The 19,697-nt window shown below is 57.7% G+C and carries 19 protein-coding genes and 1 pseudogene; 14 read left to right on the top strand and 6 right to left on the bottom strand.

All coding sequences use genetic code 11. The features are described from left to right. Window positions 1-2 precede the first annotated feature (2 nt). On the bottom strand, window positions 3-464 hold the full coding sequence (locus Q1B15_RS02080; RefSeq protein WP_299749404.1) for an Lrp/AsnC family transcriptional regulator: 462 nt from the start codon (window positions 462-464) through the stop codon (window positions 3-5). A gap of 132 nt (window positions 465-596) precedes the next feature. On the opposite strand from Q1B15_RS02080, the gene hppD reads away from it, so the two are divergent. The 6 genes from hppD to Q1B15_RS02050 all read left to right on the top strand — a co-directional run bounded on the left by hppD (window position 597) and on the right by Q1B15_RS02050 (window position 6,312). Beyond that, window positions 597-1,700: a 4-hydroxyphenylpyruvate dioxygenase gene (hppD, locus tag Q1B15_RS02075; protein ID WP_299749401.1), complete on the top strand. Its 1,104-nt coding sequence runs from the start codon at window positions 597-599 to the stop codon at window positions 1,698-1,700. Between the two features lie 291 nt (window positions 1,701-1,991). Beyond that, the gene (gene leuC / locus Q1B15_RS02070) at window positions 1,992-3,401 is read left to right on the top strand and encodes a 3-isopropylmalate dehydratase large subunit (RefSeq protein ID WP_299749399.1); all 1,410 of its coding nucleotides are present in this window, start codon (window positions 1,992-1,994) and stop codon (window positions 3,399-3,401) included. A 124-nt stretch (window positions 3,402-3,525) separates the two neighbouring features. Then, a complete protein-coding gene (gene leuD, locus Q1B15_RS02065; protein ID WP_299749397.1) occupies window positions 3,526-4,134 on the top strand; it encodes a 3-isopropylmalate dehydratase small subunit in 609 nt (202 codons plus the stop codon). A gap of 253 nt (window positions 4,135-4,387) precedes the next feature. Continuing rightward, window positions 4,388-5,230 (top strand): hypothetical protein, encoded by an 843-nt coding sequence (locus Q1B15_RS02060; protein WP_299749395.1) that lies wholly within the window; start codon window positions 4,388-4,390, stop codon window positions 5,228-5,230. Between the two features lie 276 nt (window positions 5,231-5,506). Continuing rightward, a complete protein-coding gene (locus tag Q1B15_RS02055; protein ID WP_299749392.1) occupies window positions 5,507-5,824 on the top strand; it encodes a hypothetical protein in 318 nt (105 codons plus the stop codon). Continuing rightward, on the top strand, window positions 5,821-6,312 hold the full coding sequence (locus Q1B15_RS02050) for a hypothetical protein (RefSeq protein ID WP_299749389.1): 492 nt from the start codon (window positions 5,821-5,823) through the stop codon (window positions 6,310-6,312). The genes Q1B15_RS02055 and Q1B15_RS02050 overlap by 4 nt, the downstream gene beginning before the upstream one ends. On the opposite strand, the gene Q1B15_RS02045 is transcribed toward Q1B15_RS02050, so the two are convergent. Beyond that, entirely contained in the window at window positions 6,208-7,119 is a 912-nt protein-coding gene (locus tag Q1B15_RS02045; protein WP_299749386.1) for an epimerase, read from the bottom strand. The two genes, Q1B15_RS02050 and Q1B15_RS02045, sit on opposite strands and share 105 nt — an antisense overlap. Before the next feature lie 92 nt (window positions 7,120-7,211). Between Q1B15_RS02045 and Q1B15_RS02040 the strand changes: the two genes are divergently transcribed. From Q1B15_RS02040 to Q1B15_RS02030, 3 genes are all read left to right on the top strand, one after another. Further along, window positions 7,212-8,126, top strand: a complete 915-nt coding sequence (locus Q1B15_RS02040) for a LysR family transcriptional regulator (RefSeq protein WP_299749383.1) — start codon at window positions 7,212-7,214, stop codon at window positions 8,124-8,126. A gap of 53 nt (window positions 8,127-8,179) precedes the next feature. Beyond that, window positions 8,180-9,286 (top strand): 3-isopropylmalate dehydrogenase, encoded by a 1,107-nt coding sequence (gene leuB, locus Q1B15_RS02035; protein WP_299749380.1) that lies wholly within the window; start codon window positions 8,180-8,182, stop codon window positions 9,284-9,286. 132 nt (window positions 9,287-9,418) lie between these two features. Further along, window positions 9,419-10,420 carry a DMT family transporter gene (locus Q1B15_RS02030; protein ID WP_299749378.1) on the top strand — a complete coding sequence of 334 codons (1,002 nt, stop codon included), beginning with the start codon at window positions 9,419-9,421 and terminating at the stop codon, window positions 10,418-10,420. A 61-nt stretch (window positions 10,421-10,481) separates the two neighbouring features. On the opposite strand, the gene Q1B15_RS02025 is transcribed toward Q1B15_RS02030, so the two are convergent. Genes Q1B15_RS02025 through purD form a run of 3 tightly spaced genes read right to left on the bottom strand, consistent with a single transcriptional unit; the run spans window position 10,482 to window position 13,422 of the window. Continuing rightward, entirely contained in the window at window positions 10,482-10,703 is a 222-nt protein-coding gene (locus tag Q1B15_RS02025; protein WP_299749375.1) for a hypothetical protein, read from the bottom strand. Between the two features lie 34 nt (window positions 10,704-10,737). After that, a complete protein-coding gene (locus tag Q1B15_RS02020) occupies window positions 10,738-12,129 on the bottom strand; it encodes an FAD-linked oxidase C-terminal domain-containing protein (RefSeq protein ID WP_299749372.1) in 1,392 nt (463 codons plus the stop codon). Window positions 12,130-12,153: 24 nt separating this feature from the next. Beyond that, complete coding sequence (gene purD / locus Q1B15_RS02015; protein WP_299749370.1) at window positions 12,154-13,422, bottom strand: phosphoribosylamine--glycine ligase; 1,269 nt, start codon at window positions 13,420-13,422, stop codon at window positions 12,154-12,156. Between the two features lie 71 nt (window positions 13,423-13,493). On the opposite strand from purD, the gene xseA reads away from it, so the two are divergent. Next, window positions 13,494-15,032 (top strand): exodeoxyribonuclease VII large subunit, encoded by a 1,539-nt coding sequence (xseA, locus tag Q1B15_RS02010; RefSeq protein ID WP_299749367.1) that lies wholly within the window; start codon window positions 13,494-13,496, stop codon window positions 15,030-15,032. On the opposite strand, the gene Q1B15_RS02005 is transcribed toward xseA, so the two are convergent. Further along, window positions 15,029-15,424: a hypothetical protein gene (locus Q1B15_RS02005; RefSeq protein ID WP_299749364.1), complete on the bottom strand. Its 396-nt coding sequence runs from the start codon at window positions 15,422-15,424 to the stop codon at window positions 15,029-15,031. The two genes, xseA and Q1B15_RS02005, sit on opposite strands and share 4 nt — an antisense overlap. A gap of 137 nt (window positions 15,425-15,561) precedes the next feature. Here Q1B15_RS02005 and Q1B15_RS02000 point away from each other — a divergent pair, with 137 nt between their 5' ends. The 4 genes and pseudogenes from Q1B15_RS02000 to Q1B15_RS01985 form a co-directional block, all read left to right on the top strand. Continuing rightward, window positions 15,562-17,250 (top strand): NAD(P)H-dependent oxidoreductase subunit E, encoded by a 1,689-nt coding sequence (locus tag Q1B15_RS02000; protein WP_299749361.1) that lies wholly within the window; start codon window positions 15,562-15,564, stop codon window positions 17,248-17,250. A gap of 86 nt (window positions 17,251-17,336) precedes the next feature. Beyond that, entirely contained in the window at window positions 17,337-18,692 is a 1,356-nt protein-coding gene (ftsY, locus tag Q1B15_RS01995) for a signal recognition particle-docking protein FtsY (RefSeq protein ID WP_299749358.1), read from the top strand. Then, window positions 18,689-19,588 (top strand): hypothetical protein, encoded by a 900-nt coding sequence (locus tag Q1B15_RS01990; protein WP_299749355.1) that lies wholly within the window; start codon window positions 18,689-18,691, stop codon window positions 19,586-19,588. The genes ftsY and Q1B15_RS01990 overlap by 4 nt, the downstream gene beginning before the upstream one ends. After that, window positions 19,585-19,697 (top strand): annotated as a pseudogene (locus tag Q1B15_RS01985) (multidrug transporter); the annotation flags it as partial. The gene Q1B15_RS01990 and the pseudogene Q1B15_RS01985, both read left to right, overlap by 4 nt.

Below are 19,697 nucleotides of genomic sequence, written 5' to 3'. Positions count from 1 at the left end.
CTTCAGATTGGCAGCGGCCCGTCTGCCTTTAGTTGATCCATCACAATCTGGCTCTGGACCCGCGCCACTGCGGGGTGGGGTAACAGAACCTGATGTATCAATGTGTTAAGATCGGCAAGATCCGCGCAATATACCCTCAACAGATAGTCGGCATCGCCGGTCATTGTCCACGCCGAGGTGATCTCGGGGCGTAATTTCACGATCCGTGTGAAGGTCTGCACCTTATCGGGCGCATGGGTTGCCATCTGCACCGTCACAAACGCCTGAACATTAAGCCCAAGTGCGCCCGGATTAAGCCGCGCGCGATAACCTTCGATCAGCCTTGCCGCCTCAAGCCGCTGGCGCCGTCGGCCGATCTGACTGGCCGACAGTCCCAGGTCGGTACTTAGCGTGTCAGCCGTGACATGTGCGTCGCTTTGCAGTGCTGTCAGAATACGAAGATCAATATCATCTAGCTTTATCATGCGATAAACCCGCGTTAAAATTATACAATCCGCAAGTCAGACGCAAAAATAAAGAAAAAAATCGCTAATACGCGCGAAAACGGCAGGTGAAATGGTCTATTTTGCGAAGATGCGAACAGATAGGAGGCCGTCATGGGCCCGTTTCCACACGATGCACCGCGCGCGACGATATCGTCCGACAACCCGGCTGGGACCGACGGCTTTGAATTTGTCGAATTCGCCCATCCCGATCCAAGTGCCTTGCGTGATCTGTTCACCCAGATGGGGTACACCCATGTCGCAACACACAATTCCAAGGCGGTTGAGGTCTGGCAGCAGGGCGACATCAGCTATCTGATCAACGCCGAACCAGATACCCACGCCGCCCATTTCATCGAAGACCACGGACCCTGCGCTCCCTCTATGGGCTGGCGTGTTGTTGACGCCGATCATGCGCTGAAACATGCGGTCGCAAAAGGCGCCGAAGAATACACTGGTCCTGGCAAAACAATGGACGTGCCAGCTATTGTGGGTATCGGCGGCAGCCTGATCTACTTCATTGATCAATACTATGAAACATCGCCGTATAATGCGGACTTCACCTGGGTCACCAATGCCCATCCGACAGGGGTCGGCTTCTATTATCTCGACCACCTCACGCACAACGTCTTTAAGGGGAACATGGACGTCTGGTTCCACTTTTACGGAGACCTCTTCAATTTCCGCGAGATCCGGTTCTTCGACATCGCAGGGAAATTCACCGGACTGCTCAGCCGCGCTCTTACGTCACCGTGCGGTCGCATCCGGATCCCGATCAACGAAGATCGCGGTGAGACTGGCCAGATCGTTAACTACTTGAAGAAATACAAGGGCGAGGGCATCCAGCACATTGCCGTCGGTGCACACGACATTTACCAGGCCACCGACGCCATTTTCGCGCGCGGCGTCCGGTTTATGCCTCCGCCGCCCAGCAGCTATTATGACCTGAGCCTGACGCGCATCGCGGGTCACGAAGAACCCATTGAGAAGATGAAGAAAAACGGCATCCTGATCGACGGGGAAGGGGTTGTGGACGGGGGCGAAACCAAGATCCTTCTGCAGATATTCTCCAAAACTGTAATTGGTCCGATCTTCTTTGAGTTTATTCAAAGAAAAGGTGATAACGGCTTTGGCGAAGGCAACTTCAAGGCGCTGTTTGAGAGCATCGAAGCCGAAGAGATGGCGTCCGGCGATTATGGGGATGTCGCAACAAGGTAATTATTACGTCGGGCCACGCCCATCGCAGGGAGGGGGCTCTGTCCCCGCACGCTGCGTGGGCTCCCCTGGAGTATTTTCCCCGGGAAGAGCGCGTGGGCAGAGCGCTTGCCCCTGCCACCGAACCCTTGTATTCCATCGCGCATGTACCGTTTTTTCGACATGGATGACCGCGCGCGCCTGCGTGAACGTTTTTACGGCGCGACAATGACGGTGCTGGCGCGCCTTTCCTGACGCAGCGTCTTCACTGCGCGATATCCCGCGTCTTTTCCATGCCATTCAGGGACTTTCAAAATGACCAATCCTCGCACGCTCTATGATAAAATCTGGGACGACCACGTTGCCCATGAAGCTGACGACGGCACTTGTCGGCTCTATATTGACCGCCATCTTGTCCACGAAGTGACCTCGCCACAGGCTTTTGAAGGATTGCGTTTGGCTGGCCGCCCCGTCCGCGCACCAGAAAAAACCATCGCTGTACCTGACCATAACGTGCCAACTACGGCGGGCCGCAACGATCCCGAGCAAATGCCCGAAGACAGCCGCATTCAGGTCGCCGCTTTGGACAAGAACGCCAAGGACTTCGGCATTCACTACTATCCTGTGTCCGATATCCGTCAAGGCATTGTTCATATTGTCGGCCCTGAGCAGGGCTGGACGCTTCCGGGCATGACGGTCGTTTGCGGCGACAGCCACACGGCGACCCACGGTGCCTTCGGCGCATTGGCCCACGGCATCGGCACTTCCGAGGTTGAGCATGTTTTGGCGACGCAAACGCTGATCCAGAAAAAGTCGAAGAATATGAAGGTCGAGATCACCGGTAAGCTGCGTCCCGGCGTCACCGCCAAGGACATCACGCTTTCGGTCATTGGTAAAACCGGCACCGCAGGCGGCACTGGCTATGTCATTGAATATTGCGGCGAAGCAATCCGCGATCTTTCGATGGAAGGTCGCATGACCGTCTGCAACATGGCCATCGAAGGAGGCGCACGCGCGGGTCTAATCGCACCCGACGAGAAAACATACGAATACGTCAATGGCCGCCCCCATGCACCGAAAGCTGACCAGTGGGAAGCTGCACTTGCCTATTGGAAAACGCTCTTTTCCGACGACGACGCGCATTGGGATGCGGTCGTGACGATCAAAGGCGAAGACATCGCGCCTGTCGTGACCTGGGGGACCTCGCCCGAGGATGTGCTGGCGATCACCGATGTAGTGCCCTCGGCAGACAGTTTTCAGGGCGGCAAAGTTGACGCGGCGCAGCGTTCCCTTGACTATATGGGCCTTACACCTGGTCAAAAGCTTACAGACATCAAAATCGACACAGTCTTCATCGGGTCCTGCACCAACGGCCGGATCGAAGACCTTCGTGTCGTCGCTGAGATCGTCAAAGGTAAGAAGATCGCGGAAGGCATGCGCGCCATGGTCGTGCCGGGGTCGGGTCTTGTGCGCTTGCAGGCCGAAGAAGAAGGCCTTGCCGACATCTTCAAGGACGCGGGTTTTGAGTGGCGCCTTGCGGGCTGTTCGATGTGCCTTGCGATGAACCCCGACCAACTTGCACCCGAGGAGCGCTGCGCGTCCACCTCGAACCGCAACTTCGAGGGCCGTCAGGGATATAAGGGGCGTACGCACCTTATGTCGCCCGGAATGGCCGCGGCTGCTGCGATCACCGGCAAGCTGACGGATGTGCGCGATCTGATGTGATGTTGGGGCAGGTGGGACCTTAACAGGGCGTTAAATGCCCGCGAACGCCTGCGCCGACGCAGTACCTACGTAATACCGATGCGATGCCGACAGTCGGAAATCGCCAAGGTCAGGAGACAAAACGATGGAAAAATTCACCACCCTCACTGGGATCGCTGCGCCCATGCCGCTTGTGAATATCGACACCGATATGATCATCCCAAAGCAGTTCCTGAAGACTATTAAGCGCACGGGTCTTGGCGCGAACCTTTTCGACGAAATGCGCTTTGACCGCGAAGGAAACGAAGTCGAGGACTTCGTGCTTAATCAGCCCGCCTATCGCAAAGCCGAAATCCTTGTTGCAGGCGAGAACTTTGGCTGTGGTTCAAGCCGTGAACACGCCCCATGGGCGCTTATGGACTTCGGCATTCGTTGCGTGATTTCAACTTCTTTCGCTGACATCTTCTACAACAATTGCTTCAAGAACGGCATCCTGCCGATTACGTTGCCCGAAGAAGACGTCGAAAAGCTGATGGACGACGCCTCGCGCGGCGCCAATGCGACTGTCACCGTCGATCTCGAAAGCCAGACCATCCAAGGTCCCGACGGCGGCGAAATCACCTTCGAAGTTGATGCCTTCCGCAAGCACTGTCTTTTGAACGGTCTCGACGACATTGGCCTCACGGTCGAGGTCGCAGCCGCCTCCATCGATGCATTTGAAGCAAAAGCGGGTGCCGAACGCCCTTGGGTCTAAACAACCCCTAGCCACAAGATATGGGGCCGTCCGCGAGGGCGGCCCTTTTTTCATGCCGAAATGATGCAATCTCGCACCATTCGCACCACGAAAATGCCTCAGACTCCCGTCATGGGTAAGGGATTGTTGCCGTGCTTGGGGAAAGAAGGCAAAAATTGGGCAAAATTGAGGCAGACCGCCATAATTGGCGGAACATAAACAAAAAAAGGCCGGTCCGTATCGTTGGATCAGGTCAGGAAAAGGGGCAGTCCCGGTGATTATCCGGCTGGCAGGGGCAATTATCCGTGCGCTACTCGTCGTGGTCCTTTTGGCCACGCCATCGCTATTGTTGCCCGGCATGACAAGCGACACCGCGCAAATGGTCACGCTTGTCGCCATCTTCGGCGCAGGCCTGACCTTCTTTGAATATGCTTCGTCTTACCCGGGTCTCGTTGAGTTTCGTGATGCGCCGCCGTTCAACCGCATCCGCTTTACGTCACTCTTCCTCACCGTTGTTTTGATTGCGCTTTTGACACGTGGTCAGGTCGAACCTTCTTCCCTGACCACATTCGTCGCAGGCATCGGTGCTTCGATTGGGGGCGTCATAGATTTTCCGTATTCGCCCGTGCGCCTCGTCGTTTTGATGCTGCCGCCGGACACGTCGGTTGACCATATCGAGCTGGTGCGCAATTCCGCAGGCATCAGCTACCTAATTTCGCTCCTCACGCTTGCGATCTTCATCATTCTTCAACGTGTGCGGCGCTGGCCGCTGAAAAACGGCGCCTTCAACGTTTGGGTTAACCTGCCTACATTTGACCCCACAGCAGGCGGAGACGTGGTTGAGCGCCTCGAAAGAGACGCGCGCTTTAACATTGCCCTAGGGTTTTTGCTGCCATTCCTGACGCCAGCGGTAATCAAATCGGCAACGGGGCTCTTTGGCTCCGTGTCGCTTGAAAACCCACACACGTTGATCTGGACGGTGGCGGCATGGGCATTCTTACCGGCGTCTCTTTTCATGCGCGGCATCGCGATGGGGCGGATTGCGGGCATGATCACCGAAAAACGCCACCAGTCAAAAATCGAAGATGAGGCTGGTAACGGATTGCTGCCAGCCTGATCGCGCTGCTGATCGGCGGAACGGCAATTTCAGAAGACTTATGAATTGTGGTTTATCACACCTAACTATCACGTGATGGCCTGGGTCTTTTGCTGCGCGACATCGAAAAGATGACGACACGCAGATTTCGGCCAGCTTGCGTGTGATCCGTGCGGCTGATGGGGATGCCATCGTGTTTGCTGATTTCGACTTTGACGCGAACCCTGCTGCCCTGAACACCTTTGCAGATCGTCTTGGCCTTTATCGCGAGGCTGCGCGCTCCCTCCAAATCACGGCTTGCCGACAGGGCAAGATTTTGATCGCGATGGCCGTTTTGGCGAGCCTGAAGACGCGCAGGGTTATGGCCGTTTGGCCGGTGATGGGGGACTTGCGATCCTTTCGAAATGGCCGATCGACAGGGCCAATGCGCAAGATCCGACAGGCCTTCTTTGGCGTGATCTCAACGGCGGCATTCCGCCCGATGATATTACGCAAAATCAACACCTTTCCACCACCGCCCACTGGATTGTTCCGCTTAAAACCTTTTCAGAGCGAATGCTTAACCTTCTGGCTTGGCATGCGCGTCGCCCGTTTTCGACGACCCCGAAGTCATGAGCGACGGGCACAATCACGATGAAGCGCCCTTGTGGCTGAAGGTTCTCGAGGGTACCTTAGCGGCCCTATCAGACGCGCTTTTCGTCCTTGCGGGAATCTCAAATCTTGATCCCGTTGACGGCGGAGGGCGGGGCGATGCGCTCAACGCGCTTTTGCGTCATCTGCGCCTTGCAGACCCTCAGCCCGAAAGTCTTGGCGCCAAAGCGGCGGCTCAATCGGACGGCAGAGCCAACAACTTCCACAAGGGCGATCCCGAGCGCGACATTGTAGGCTGGCTCGATGACCCTAACCGCTCCGGCAACCTGCGTGTCACACTCGTGATGCCGTCTCGCGGTCTGACCTTTCTTAGGAGCGGCGTCCTTTGGCCTGAGGGTGACGGAACCTCATTCAGCAGCGATGTGCGCCTCGGCTCGCGCCACAGACTTGTCTGGCTCGACAGGAGTATTCAGGGCGGCAGTGATGGCGGTCAGCGGATCGGTTGTTCGTAATTCAGGCAACAGGGTCTGAAGCCGTGTCCCATCCAACCGGTGCGGTTTCGACCAAAGATAGCGCATCTCAACCAGACTGCGTCCCATCGGCCAGAAAAGCCCGGCCACTCGAATTGCAAACCACGGGAACCGTCGCACCTCCAAATCGCGTCCCGTCGCCTGCTCACAAATCCGGTGCAAGGCGGACATGCTCAAGTTGAAGCCTGGAAAGGACAGGTCTTCAAAAGTGTCCAATGTTCTAAGACGCTCGGCCAGCAAGACTGCCGCATGCGCCAGATCAGGCAACCAGGCCCAGGCGTGATCAGCGTCCATATCGCCGGGGGCGACAAAAGTTCCGCGGGAGCACTTGGCCGCTATGACTGCGTCAAACCAGTTCCCCGATGCCTCGGTGTCGATGTAATCTCCGGCCCGCAACACGATGGTGCGCACGCCTGAAGCGCGATAGGCCGCCTCCATCTCGATCCGCACGCGTCCCAGGGAGTTCGATGCGGCATGGGGCGTCGTTTCGCTAAGCAAAGGAGGTGCATCATGCCCAAAAACATAGACATTGCCCGGCAAAATGACCGCCGCGCCGCTGGACTTGGCTGCGGCAATCACCCGTTCAGTCAACCGTGGAACCTCACACTCCCATGCGGTGTAAGGTGGGTTCCAGGCATTCACGATGACATCCACGCCCGCTGCAGCAGTGCCTAAATCCTCTGTTTCCCGATCAAAGGTTTTCACCTGCCAACTGCGGTTCCAAAACGCTTCGGCTGCATGGCGGCCAAACCGACCAGACGCGCCTAATATCAAAACTGTTCCGCTCACAACGATCTCCATCAATGTCTCTACGGTGTCATTCTACCATTCCTTTGCGTATTGAAATTGCCAGAAAATGCAGATCTGCTATTCAGTATTGAATGGATAAGTCCCTGGGTTCTCTCGATTGGTCGCTTGTGCAGGCCTTCCTTGCCGTCGCTGAAACCGGCTCTCTGTCGGGGGCTGCGCGTACTCTTGGCCTGTCCCAACCCACAGTTGGCCGACATATTCAAACCATTGAGGATACCCTTGGCGCTGATCTTTTCAGGCGGAAAGCGCGCGGCATGGCTCTCACCGAATTGGGCGATACCCTTCTTGAACCCGCGCGTGCCATGCGCAATGCCGCCGAGGCTTTGTCGCGCGCGGCCACCGGCGGCGAGACTGAGGTGGCCGGCACGGTCCGCATCACAGCCAGTCTTTTTGTCTCTCACTATATCCTTCCCAAAGTGCTGGCGGACGTGCGTCACGAATACCCCGAGATACAGATTGATCTGGTCGCCTCGGACCAAAGCGAAAACCTTTTGTTTCGCGAGGCCGACATAGCGGTGCGTATGTATCGCCCAAAACAACTCGACATGATTACGCGCCACATCGGTGACGTGACGCTGGGCATTTTCGCTGCCAGAACCTACCTTCAACGGCACGGCAGGCCGGAAAACATAAACGACTTCCTTGTGCTTGATTTTATTGGCTACGATCGTAACGAGGAAATTATCCAGGGATTTCGGAATGTGGGCGTGAACGTCGACCGCAATTTCTTTTCCGTGCGGACAGATAATCAGACTGTCTACTGGGAATTGGTTCGTGCGGGGTGCGGAGTTGGATTTTCGCAATGCCGGAACGGGCGAGCCGACCCGTTGGTTGAAGAACTTGATCTTCCCATCGATATCCCCGCTCTTGAGGTTTGGCTGACGGCCCACGAAAAGATCCGCCAAAATCCGAGAGTGGCGCGGGTGTGGGACATTCTGGCGGCGCGATTGGTCGATGAATGCGATGCGAAACCCCGGGCTTCTTGACGCCCCGGCGGAGCAGGGGTACGCCCCTTTAAACCCTGACGTCGGAGACAGTTATGACCAACCCTTCCCTCCTTATTCTCGCCGGTGACGGCATTGGCCCCGAAGTGATGACCGAGGTGCGCAAAGTCATCGACTGGTACGGAGCCAAGCGCGATCTTTCATTCGACGTCAGCGAAGACTTGGTCGGCGGATGTGCCTACGACGCCCACGGCACGCCGCTTACGGATGAGACGATGGCCAAGGCCCAAGCAGCCGATGCCGTCCTTCTCGGGGCTGTGGGTGGCCCGGCCTATGATAACCTTGATTTCTCGCTAAAGCCCGAGCGCGGCCTTCTGCGCCTTCGTAAAGAAATGGACCTATACGCCAACCTGCGCCCGGCCCAGTGTTTTGATGCGCTTGCTGATTTCTCGTCCCTTAAGGCAGATGTCGTTGGTGGCCTCGACATCATGATCGTGCGGGAACTGACATCTGGCGTTTACTTCGGCGAACCGCGCGGCATCCACAAAGAAGGCAACGAACGCGTCGGCATCAACACCCAGCGATACACTGAAAGTGAAATAGCCCGCGTCGCGCGCTCGGCTTTTGAACTTGCCCGCAAGCGCGACAACAAAGTCTGCTCGATGGAAAAAGCCAACGTTATGGAATCGGGCGTATTGTGGCGCGACGTTGTGACCGAAATCCACGCGGCGGAGTACCCCGACGTTGAACTCAGCCACATGTACGCCGACGCGGGCGCGATGCAGTTGACCCGGTGGCCAAAGCAGTTTGACGTCATCGTCACCGATAACCTGTTCGGGGACCTGCTGTCCGATCTCGCCGCGATGCTGACTGGCTCGCTTGGCATGTTGCCCTCGGCCTCGCTTGGCGCGCCGATGGCCAACGGCCGCCCGAAAGCAATGTACGAACCCGTACACGGCTCGGCGCCTGACATCGCAGGGCAGGGCAAAGCGAACCCGATTGCCTGTATCCTCAGCTTCGCCATGGCGCTGCGGTATAGCTTCGACGAAGGCGACGAAGCCACCCGCCTGGAAGACGCCATTGAAGCCGTTCTTGCGGATGGTCTGCGCACCGCAGATCTCATCGGCGAAGAAGGCAGCGCGCCAGTGTCGACCAGTGAAATGGGCGACGCGATTGTCGCGAAACTCGACGCATCGCTCTGAAGCTCGGGGGCTGCATGCCCCAGTTTCCACATTGTGGCTTGCGCGCGCGTCATGGCTGCCACCCACATTTGGCGGCTTGACGTAACGCGCTCTTCACGCGAGGTCTTGCAGAATACCTGCAGGATCAATGCGATGGTCGAAAAATCAAATCTGAAAGCCGTGGGCTTTGCGCTTGCAGGCTTTGCCGTGTTCTCGACCCATGACGTCGTGATCAAAGTGTTGGGCGCGACTTACGCCCCGTTTCAGATCCTGTTCTTCTCAGCTCTCCTCGGGTTCCCTCTTGCTACGCTGATGCTGATGACTGACAAAACGCCGGGAACCCTGCGCCCGGTGCATCCGTGGTGGGTACTGGCGCGCACCGCGTCTGTCTTAATCACAGGCGTCGGCGCGTTTTACGCCTTCTCCGTCTTGCCGCTTGCGCAGGTCTACGCCTTCATCTTTGCCGCGCCCCTCCTGATCACCATCTTGTCGATCCCCATGCTGGGCGAGAAAGTCGGCGCACATCGTTGGGCCGCCGTCGCGATGGGGCTTGCCGGCGTTCTTATCGTCCTCAGACCGGGTGCAGAGCCTTTTACGCTTGGGCATTTCGCGGGCCTTGCGGCGGCCAGCGGCAGCGCTTTTGCCGCTGTTATTGCGCGCAAGATCGGTGCCGAGGAACGCAGCGCCGTCATGGTGCTTTTTCCGATGATGGCCAACGTCGCAATCATGGGGATGATCCTGCCATTTGTATATGTGCCGATGCCTATTGAACACCTCGGTCTTCTGGCAATTGTCGCTGTGTTCGGTTTCACCGGTGCGCTTTGCACCATCCTCGCCTACCGCTCGGGAGATGCGGCGATTGTCGCGCCTATGCAGTACAGTCAGATCATCTGGGCAGCCATTTTTGGGGCGGCCTTTTTCAACGAGTACCCTGATAAATTCACATGGATCGGCGCGGGCGTGATCGTGCTTGCGGGCGTCTATGTTGTCTTGCGCGAAAGTCTTGGCGGAAGATCGGCCAACACGCCTGTGCTGCAAACCCGTTCGCGCGCAGAAACCGGCACTACACCGCGGATCAGCGCGATGCTGCGTGCGCGGTCCGATCGTGTGTTGCCCGGCTACGAGGCGCTTGCGAAACGCAAAAAGCAGGACTGATCCACGCGCGTTGATGCCTTTAAAACTTCGCCACAATATTCAAAAACGCGCCCTGGCCGATTTAGTCGATGTCGGCCAGATCTTCGCTGACGTGGTCCAATTCAGAGCCCACACCAACCTTAACCCGATTGCCTAGGTGACTATAAAAGCCAAGCATTGCACCAGTGTCTGTTGTATTGGCACCATTGTCGATCAGCATCCGTGCTTCGCCGAAAATGTACCATTCATGCAAAACGTGCCAATCCGCGCGTGGAAATTCCGAGATGTGCGGTGGTATCGACAAAAACATCCGTTCCGCGCGGCGCGAGATACATCCCTCAGACGATTTTGCCCGGGTTCATTATGTTATCAGGATCAATCGCCGCCTTGATCGCAACCATCACGTCCGTCGCGTCGCCTAGTTCGGCCTGCAGATATGCGCGCTTGCCTTGACCAACGCCATGTTCTCCGGTGCAGGTGCCCTCCATGCCAATCGCCGTTTCATTCAGCCAGCCTACAAAAGTCTCCGCGCGCGCGACTTCATCAGCATCGTCCTTCATCACCAGAATGCTTGTGTGGAAGTTGCCATCGCCCACGTGACCGACAATGGGTGCGATCAGATCAAGCTCGGCCATTTTCGAGGTCGCGGCTGAAACACATTCCGCCAGCCGAGAAATCGGGACACAAACATCCGTTGCCACCACGCTCGCGCCGGGCCGGTAGGCGCGGGCTGCCCAATAGACGTCATGACGTGCCTGCCAAAGCTTCGTGCGCTCCTCGGGAGATGCGGTCCATGCAAAGTTGGTCCCCCCAACATCCGCAGCAATCTCGCCAAATATCTCGGCCTGCTCGGCGACGCTTGCTTTCGATCCATGAAATTCCAGCAACAACAAAGGGGTCTCTTGCAGCTCAAGTTTCGAATAAGCATTGCACGCGCGCACCTGCGCTTCGTCCAACAATTCGATCCGTGCGACCGGCACACCCATCTGGATCGTAGATATCACCGTATTGCAGGCGGCTTCAACGTTGGGAAACGAACAGGTGGCCGAGGCCATTGCCTCGGGTATCCCTTGCAGTCGGATCGTAAGTTCCGTGATGATCCCTAGCGTGCCTTCCGACCCGATGAACAACCGCGTCAGATCATAACCCGCCGATGACTTCCTTGCGCGTTGCCCGGTGCGGATCACCCGACCATCCGGCAACACGGCCTTCAGTGACAAAACGCAATCCTTCATCGTCCCATAGCGCACCGCGTTGGTCCCGCTTGCGCGCGTGGCAGCCATCCCGCCAAGGGACGCATTTGCTCCGGGGTCAATCGGGAAGAATAACCCCTGATCGCGCAGGTGCTCGTTCAGCTGTTTACGGGTCACGCCGGGTTGCACAACGCAATCTAGATCCTCTGAATGGACTGCCAGAATTTGGTTCATCTGACTGACATCAATGGAAACCCCACCCGCAGCGGCGTTTACGTGTCCTTCCAGTGATGTGCCTGTACCAAAGGCAATGATCGGCACCTTGTGGGTCGCGCAGACCTTCACAACGGTAGTGACATCGTCGGTTGATCGCGCAAATATTACGGCATCGGGCGGCTGGTTTTCGATCCACGTCGTTGTGTGACCATGTTGTTCGCGCACCGAAGCACCGGTTTGAAAACGCTCACCGAATTGTTGTTTAAGGATGCCCAATGCCGTCGCAATGCCAGCCTCGTTGCGCATTAGTTCGGTCGCCATGGTGTCCTCCGCAAAACCCTTGTGTCAATCAGATAGCGTGCGCCAGCCGATATCGCGTCGGCAAAACCCACCGGGCCAGTCAATTGCATCGACATCCGCGTAGGCGGCAGCGCGCGCCGCCTCCAGTGTGGCGGCTCGTGCCGTGACATTCAGCACCCGACCGCCCGTCGCAAGCACACTGTCACCGTCCCGCGTGGTTCCGGCGTGAAAGACCATCCGAAAACTGTCTTCGCCTAATCCACTCAGTCCTTTGATCTCGCTACCTTTTTCGTAGTTGCCCGGATAACCTTTTGCGGCAAGAACAACCGTGATCGCATGGTCATCCGCCCAAGTGACTTGTGCGTCGGCCAGGCGACCTTCGGCGCAAGCATGGATCAGATCAAACGCCTGAGCGCCCAACCGCATCATCAGAATCTGACACTCCGGATCGCCAAAACGCACATTGTATTCCACCAACCTTGGCGCGCCGTCCTTGATCATAAGTCCTGCATATAAAACGCCTTGATACGGTGTGCCGCGTCGCACCATCTCGGCCAAGGTCGGACGGATGATCTCTTCCATCGTGCGCGCCGCCACAGTATCCGACAAGACCGGCGCTGGGGAATAGGCCCCCATCCCGCCGGTGTTGGGGCCCGTATCGCCTTCGCCAACCCGCTTGTGGTCCTGCGCCGTGCCAATCGGCAGCGCATCAAGCCCGTCGCACAGCACAAAGAACGACGCTTCTTCGCCGTCCATAAACTCCTCGATCACAACTTCGGCTCCGGCAGCCCCAAAGGCGCCGCCGAACATATTGTCAATCGCATCCAAGGCTTCGACCTTGGACATTGCCACAACCACGCCCTTGCCCGCGGCCAACCCATCGGCCTTCACAACAATCGGTGCGCCCTGCGCGCGAATATAAGCCTTCGCGCTTTCCGGATCGTTAAAGCGTGCCCAAGCCGCCGTCGGGGCGTTTGCAGCGTCACAGACTTCCTTGGTAAAGCCCTTCGAGGCCTCCAATTCCGCCGCCGCCTGACTTGGCCCAAACACCAAAAATCCAGCCACACGCAATTCGTCCGACACGCCTGCCGCCAAAGGCGCTTCGGGTCCGACAATCACAAAATCTATCGCATGTTCTTCGGCAAAAGCGACAACCGCAGCGCCGTCATTGATGTCCAGATCCGCGCACGTCGCGATCTCGGCGATGCCTGCGTTTCCAGGTGCCACAATTAGCACATCGCATTTCGGGTTTTGCAGCGCGGCCCAAGCCAACGAATGTTCGCGCCCGCCGCCACCAAGAATGAGAATATTCATCGCAATGTCCCGCTTCACCTCGCCTCTCAGGCGTTCTAGGGTCCCGCAAGCGCAAGCACAAGGCACGGGCAATGGACCTTTTCGAAGACACACCGGGCGACAACGCCCCCGAATTCTCGGTCTCAGAAATTGCCGGGACCGTTCGCCGTCTGATCGAAGGCGAGTTGGCTTACGTTCGAGTGCGCGGCGAGGTTGGACGCGTGACACGCGCGCGCTCGGGTCATCTTTATTTTGATCTGAAAGATGACAAATCTGTGCTGTCATGCATGTCGTGGAAAGGGCAGGTGCCGGGCCTTGGCACGATGCCCGAAGAAGGTATGGAGATCATTGCCGAAGGCAAAATGACGGCCTCAGGCTTCTCATCGAAGTATGCTTTGAACGCGGTGCGCATCGCCGTCGCGGGCGAGGGCGCCTTGATGGCCATGCTGGAACGCCGCAAGAAAAAGCTCGCAGCAGAAGGCCTTTTTGACGAAGCCCGCAAAAAACCGCTTCCTTATCTACCTGAAATCATTGGTGTTGTGACGTCTCCCCAAGGGGCCGTCATACGTGACATCCTGCATCGCTTGCGCGACCGGTTCCCGCGCAAGGTCTTGATCTGGCCCGTCGCAGTTCAGGGCGAAGCCTGCGCGACGCAAGTCGCCAACGCGATTAAAGGCTTCAATGCTATGACGCCCGGTGGCGCTCTTCCGCGTCCCGATCTTATCATTGTGGCACGCGGTGGCGGCTCTATCGAAGACCTCTGGGGCTTCAACGAAGAAGTTGTCGCGCGCGCCGCTGCCGATAGTGATATCCCCCTGATCTCGGCCGTTGGCCATGAAACCGACACCACCCTTATCGATTTCACCTCCGACAAACGCGCCCCAACGCCCACCGCTGCCGCCGAGCTTGCCGTCCCCGTTCGCCTTGATCTGATTGCTTGGGTTGATAGCCAAGACGGCCGGCTTAGCCGCGCTGTGGGCCAGGGCGTCAGCCGTCGCAAAGAAAGGCTCCGCGACCTTGTGCGCATTTTGCCGCGCGCCGAAGCCCTTTTGAACGAACCCCGCCAACGCCTTGACCGCGCCGACGAAGCATTGCCGCGCGCGCTTCGACAGACGGTAGAACGGCATGCGGCACAAGTTGCACAACTGTCCAGCGCGATCCGCCCGGCTACGTTGCGAGCGCGCCTGCGAACAGAAACCCAGCGTGTCGGTGAATGGTCTCGCCGCCTTGGCCCCGGCTTGATCCGCGTGGTTCAGTCGCGCAAGGACCGCCTTATTGCCACCCGCCTTCGCCCCGCACACCTGAAGGAAAAAGCAGACAGACAGCGGCGCGATTTCAATGCTTTATCTCCGAAACTTAACGGAGCATTTGCCTTGGGCCTTTCGCGTGCTTCGGAAAAAGTCGACGCCCTCGACCGTGTGCGTCGCTCAATCGGTTACGAGGAAACTCTGCAACGCGGCTACTCTGTTGTGCGCGCGGGCGAAACAATCGTCACCGGAGCGGACGCCGCCAAATCTGCCCAAGCGCTTGAAATCCAATTCCGCGATGGACGCGTCAATGTCACCACCGATGCCGCCGCATCAAAACCCAAATTCCGAAAGAAAAAGCCGGATCAAGGCACCTTGTTCTAAACCCCGACTTTGGGACCGAGGCACATCAACGGCTCTTCCCGCCGATCCAGTTCGTAAAGCTCTGTCGCGTCTGGATTATTTTCAAATCGCGCCAAAAGCCGGTCATCGCGCAGGTAGAACTGCCAGCACTGTGGCGATGGCAATGCGTCATAGACAAAGCAAACCTGCTCGCCCTTCGGATACCATTCGCCGTCCTCGCATTCGCCGTCAAGATACGACCATCTGACCCGGCGGCTACCGAAATATTCTTCGGCGCCGTACTCAACCCCTTGGATGGAATACGACAACGTCTTGTCGGTCACTATGGATTCGAACTCGGACGGCGACACGGACCGATCTGCAGAAAAACCAGCCACAGGCAGGCACAAAATAAGGAAAACCAACACTCTCATACTCCCATGTTTCGCATCCTCGTCGCGCATTGCCAATCCAAGACGTGAAAACAGCTCCGAGACGTCGCTTTTCGAGCTTTCCACCCCCCTAAGACCGTCTAGAGTGTCGTCAGAAAATCAAGATCCGGGGAGCCGACATGGCGTTGGACGAAAGCAAAAAAGGTGTCTGGAAATCCGGACGGGGCAAAGGGCGTCACACGCCCAAAGGCCGTCAGCTGGATGATGGCGCACACGCCGAAGTGCTTGCTCTTCTCGGCGACGCCCCCCGCAATCGTGATTTGCTGATCGAATTTCTGCACCTGGTCCAGGACGCCTACGGACACCTCTCCGCGGCCCATATGCGCGCGCTCGCTGAAGAGCTTCGCATCGCACAGGCCGAGGTCTACGAGGTTGCAACTTTCTACGCCCATTTCGACGTGGTCAAAGAAGGGGAAATGCCGCCGCCCGCGCTGACTGTGCGGGTCTGCGACTCGCTATCGTGCGAACTTGCCGGTGCACAGGCGTTGAAATCGGCGCTCGAAGCGGGAACCGATGCTGCCGAAATCCGCATTGTTCGCGCGCCCTGCATGGGCCGCTGTGACACAGCACCGGTTGTTGAAATTGGCCACAATCACATCGACCACGCGACCTCCGAAAGCGTTCTTGCAGCTGCCAAAACGGGCGACACCCACGCCGACATCCCCGCCTATGAAACGCTTGAATGCTACCGCGCGACCGGGGGCTACCACGCATTGGAAACCCACCGTGCCGCGCAAGACTGGGATAAAGTCGAAGAAACAATTCTCGCCTCCGGCCTTCGCGGACTTGGCGGCGCCGGATTTCCGTCGGGCAAAAAATGGGGCTTCGTGCGCTCCTATCCCGGCCCGCGCCTTATGGCCGTTAACGGAGACGAAGGCGAACCCGGCACGTTCAAAGATCGCTACTACCTTGAGCGCACCCCGCACCTTTTCCTTGAAGGCATGCTTATCGCTGCCGCGGCGGTCTCAGCGGACCGCGTTTACATCTATATGCGTGACGAATACCCGGCGGTTCTTCACATCCTAGCCACCGAAATTGCTGCTCTTGAGGCCGCAAGCATTGTCGAACCCGGCTTTATTGAAGTCCGTCGCGGTGCCGGCGCCTACATCTGCGGCGAAGAAAGCGCGATGATCGAGTCGATCGAAGGCAAGCGCGGCCTTCCGCGTCACCGACCACCTTTCGTCGCCCAAGTCGGACTTTTCGGACGCCCGACACTGGTCCACAACATCGAAACGCTGCACTGGGTCGCCCGCATCTGCCGCGAGGGCCCTGAAATCCTCTCAAGCGTCGAACTGAATGGCCGCAAAGGCCTGCGTTCCTACTCGGTCTCTGGCCGTGTTAACAAACCCGGCGTGCACCTTCTTCCAGCAGGCTCAACCATCACCGACATCATCGAAGCCGCAGGCGGAATGTCGGATGATCACACCTTTAAGGCCTACCAGCCCGGAGGTCCGTCCTCAGGCCTTCTGCCAGCCTCTATAGACGATGTGCCGCTCGACTTTGATACGCTGCAGCCCTTAGGCAGTTTCATCGGCTCCGCAGCTGTCATAATCCTGTCAGACAAAGACAGCGTTAAAGCCGCCGCCCTCAATATGCTGAGATTTTTTGAAGACGAAAGCTGTGGCCAATGCACGCCATGCCGTGTGGGCTGTGAAAAGGCCGTAAAGCTGATGCAGGCCGATACATGGGACCAGCCGCTTCTCGAGGACCTCTGTCAGGCGATGGCGGATGCGTCGATCTGTGGTCTGGGCCAAGCAGCTCCAAACCCGATCCGCCTGACAATAAAGCACTTCCCGGACGAAATCTGACGTCCAAACCGCCAAAGCCCCCCGCGCAAGTCTTTTCCTTCCGTTCTCAAGCGAATAGGTGAAGAGAAACCGGGCGCGGAGGCTTCATGGCGTTTTTCTCGAAACTGAAAGAGCGACTGTTCAAGTCGTCCTCGAAAATTGATAAGGGACTTGATGCCATCGTCGAGGACGGCGGCGTCGAAGAAGAGCCGATCGCCGAGGCAGCGCCGTCGCCGGACCCGGTCGAAGTCGAAGAATTAGCTGAACCGATTGTCGAAACGGTCGTGCCGCGCCCTGAGAAAGCTATTGCGCCGGACCCTGAAGTGATTGCCATTCGAGAGCCAGAGCCAGAGCCAGAGCCAGAGCCAGAGCCAGAGCCAGAGCCAGAGCAAGTCGATCATCAAGAGATCGACGATGCCGACCAAGCGATTGCGCAGCAAACGCCGCGAAGGACAGAGCCAGTCGACCCTAAAGAGATCGAGGACGCCCAACCAGAGAGGCCGGAACCAACTCCAACTCCAACTCCAACCTCACTCCCGGTTGAAACTGTTTCGGAGGCGGCTCGCGAACCTGCCAAGCCGGGCCTTTTCGGGCGTATCTTCGGTCGTACTGAACAAAAAGCCGTTGTCCGCCGTACCCTTGATGATGATATGTTGGAACAGATCGAGGAACTCCTCATCTCTGCTGACATGGGCGTCGAAACCTCTATGCGTGTCACGGCCAATATGGCCGAGGGTCGCTTGGGTAAAAAGTTCTCGACCGACGAACTTAAGGACATGATGGCCAGCGAAATTGCCCGCATCATGGAACCCGTCGCCAAGCCCATGCCGATCTATCAAAAACGCCCGCAGGTGGTGCTGGTTGTTGGCGTAAACGGCTCGGGAAAAACCACAACCATCGGCAAACTGGCCTCGCAATTCCGCGCCGCGGGCAAGACCGTCGTTATCGCTGCGGGCGACACGTTCCGTGCGGCGGCAGTCGAACAGTTGCAAGTCTGGGGTGACCGCGCAGGCGTGCCGGTGATGACTGCGCCCGAGGGCTCTGACCCCGCCAGCCTTGCATATGACGCCATGACCAAGGCAGAGGCGGACGGTGCTGATCTTTTGATGATCGACACCGCAGGCCGCCTTCAAAACCGCGCTGACCTCATGGAAGAACTTGCCAAGATCGTGCGAGTCATCCGCAAAAAAGACCCCGAGGCGCCTCATAACACACTTCTCGTGCTTGACGCGACGACGGGTCAAAACGCGCTCAACCAAGTTGAGATCTTCCAGAAAATCGCAGACGTCTCAGGCCTCATCATGACCAAACTTGATGGCACCGCAAAAGGCGGCGTCCTTGTCGCGCTTGCCGACCGCTTCGGCCTGCCAATCCACGCCATCGGCGTCGGCGAGCAAATCGACGATCTCGCGCCGTTCGACCCCCGCGAATTCGCCGCCGCCCTTACGGGGTTGGAAGAGTGAGATATCTGGCCGCGATCGTTCTTGCGGTTGCGCCAACCATCGTAACAGCCGATTGCTCTAGTGAGCGCGCGATCCTTCTGTCGGCACTACACAGTAGCAATTACACGCTTCAAGACCCCGGCACATTCGCCGAAGATCAAGGCACCTGCCGCCAAAGCGACCTTGTCCTTGCGCAAGACATTCTCACCATAGAAGTAGCCTCACTCATCTGGCGTCTTGAGGGCATTGAGGCCCTAACGATCGGCAGCGGACGGATCAGCTTAACAGGCGATCTTGACGGATTGCGGATAACGCCGCGCACCGAAGACGCATGGATCAGCTATATGCTGGCCGAGCAAAACCGTCGGAACGACATCGACGCCACACTCTTTGTCTGGTGGGATTTTCCTGACGGGCGCTTTGAACTTGCCTCGCTGGATATCGATTTTCCGGGCGAAAACCGTTTTTCTTACGGGTTCCGCGCAACCGGCGTTTCGCCTCAACTCCTGACGGGGGATACGACTGCCCTTAAAACCCTCATGCTTGAACATTTGACGCTTGAGGTCGAAAATCGCGGTTTCGCCGACGGATTGATCCTTGGCGCCATGATTGGCAAGCTTTCCGCAGTTCCGGGCTCTCCGGAAAGCGTTATAGATGGCACGAAACGCGACCTGCGCGCGCTTGTGTCGAACCTTCCCGGCAATGTGTTTGACGCGGATACAAAGGCCGCTCTGGTTGCCCTGATCACCGCAGGCCCCGTGCCCTGGGGCGAGGTTTTTGTCCAGATCGCAACCCAGTCGCCCATCCCTCTGGCCCCGTTCTTGAGCCTTGGCGCCATAACGCCCGACACCCTAAGTGCGGCCTTCCTCGGCGGCACAGTCAGCGTTATTTTCAAAGAGGAAACGGTCGAAAATTGAGCGAATGGCTGATTTCTCTCGAAGGCACGGACCAAGGCCGCCAGGTCGCACTTGGTCTCGCCCTCATGGCAGCCGTGCTCCATGCGCTATTCGGAGCGCTGCAAAAAGG

This window comes from uncultured Boseongicola sp. (genome assembly GCF_937988555.1).
Classification (GTDB): Bacteria; Pseudomonadota; Alphaproteobacteria; order Rhodobacterales; family Rhodobacteraceae; genus Boseongicola.
The sequence above is the reverse complement of the archived record's forward strand: the minus strand, read 5'-3'. Positions and strand labels throughout refer to the sequence as shown.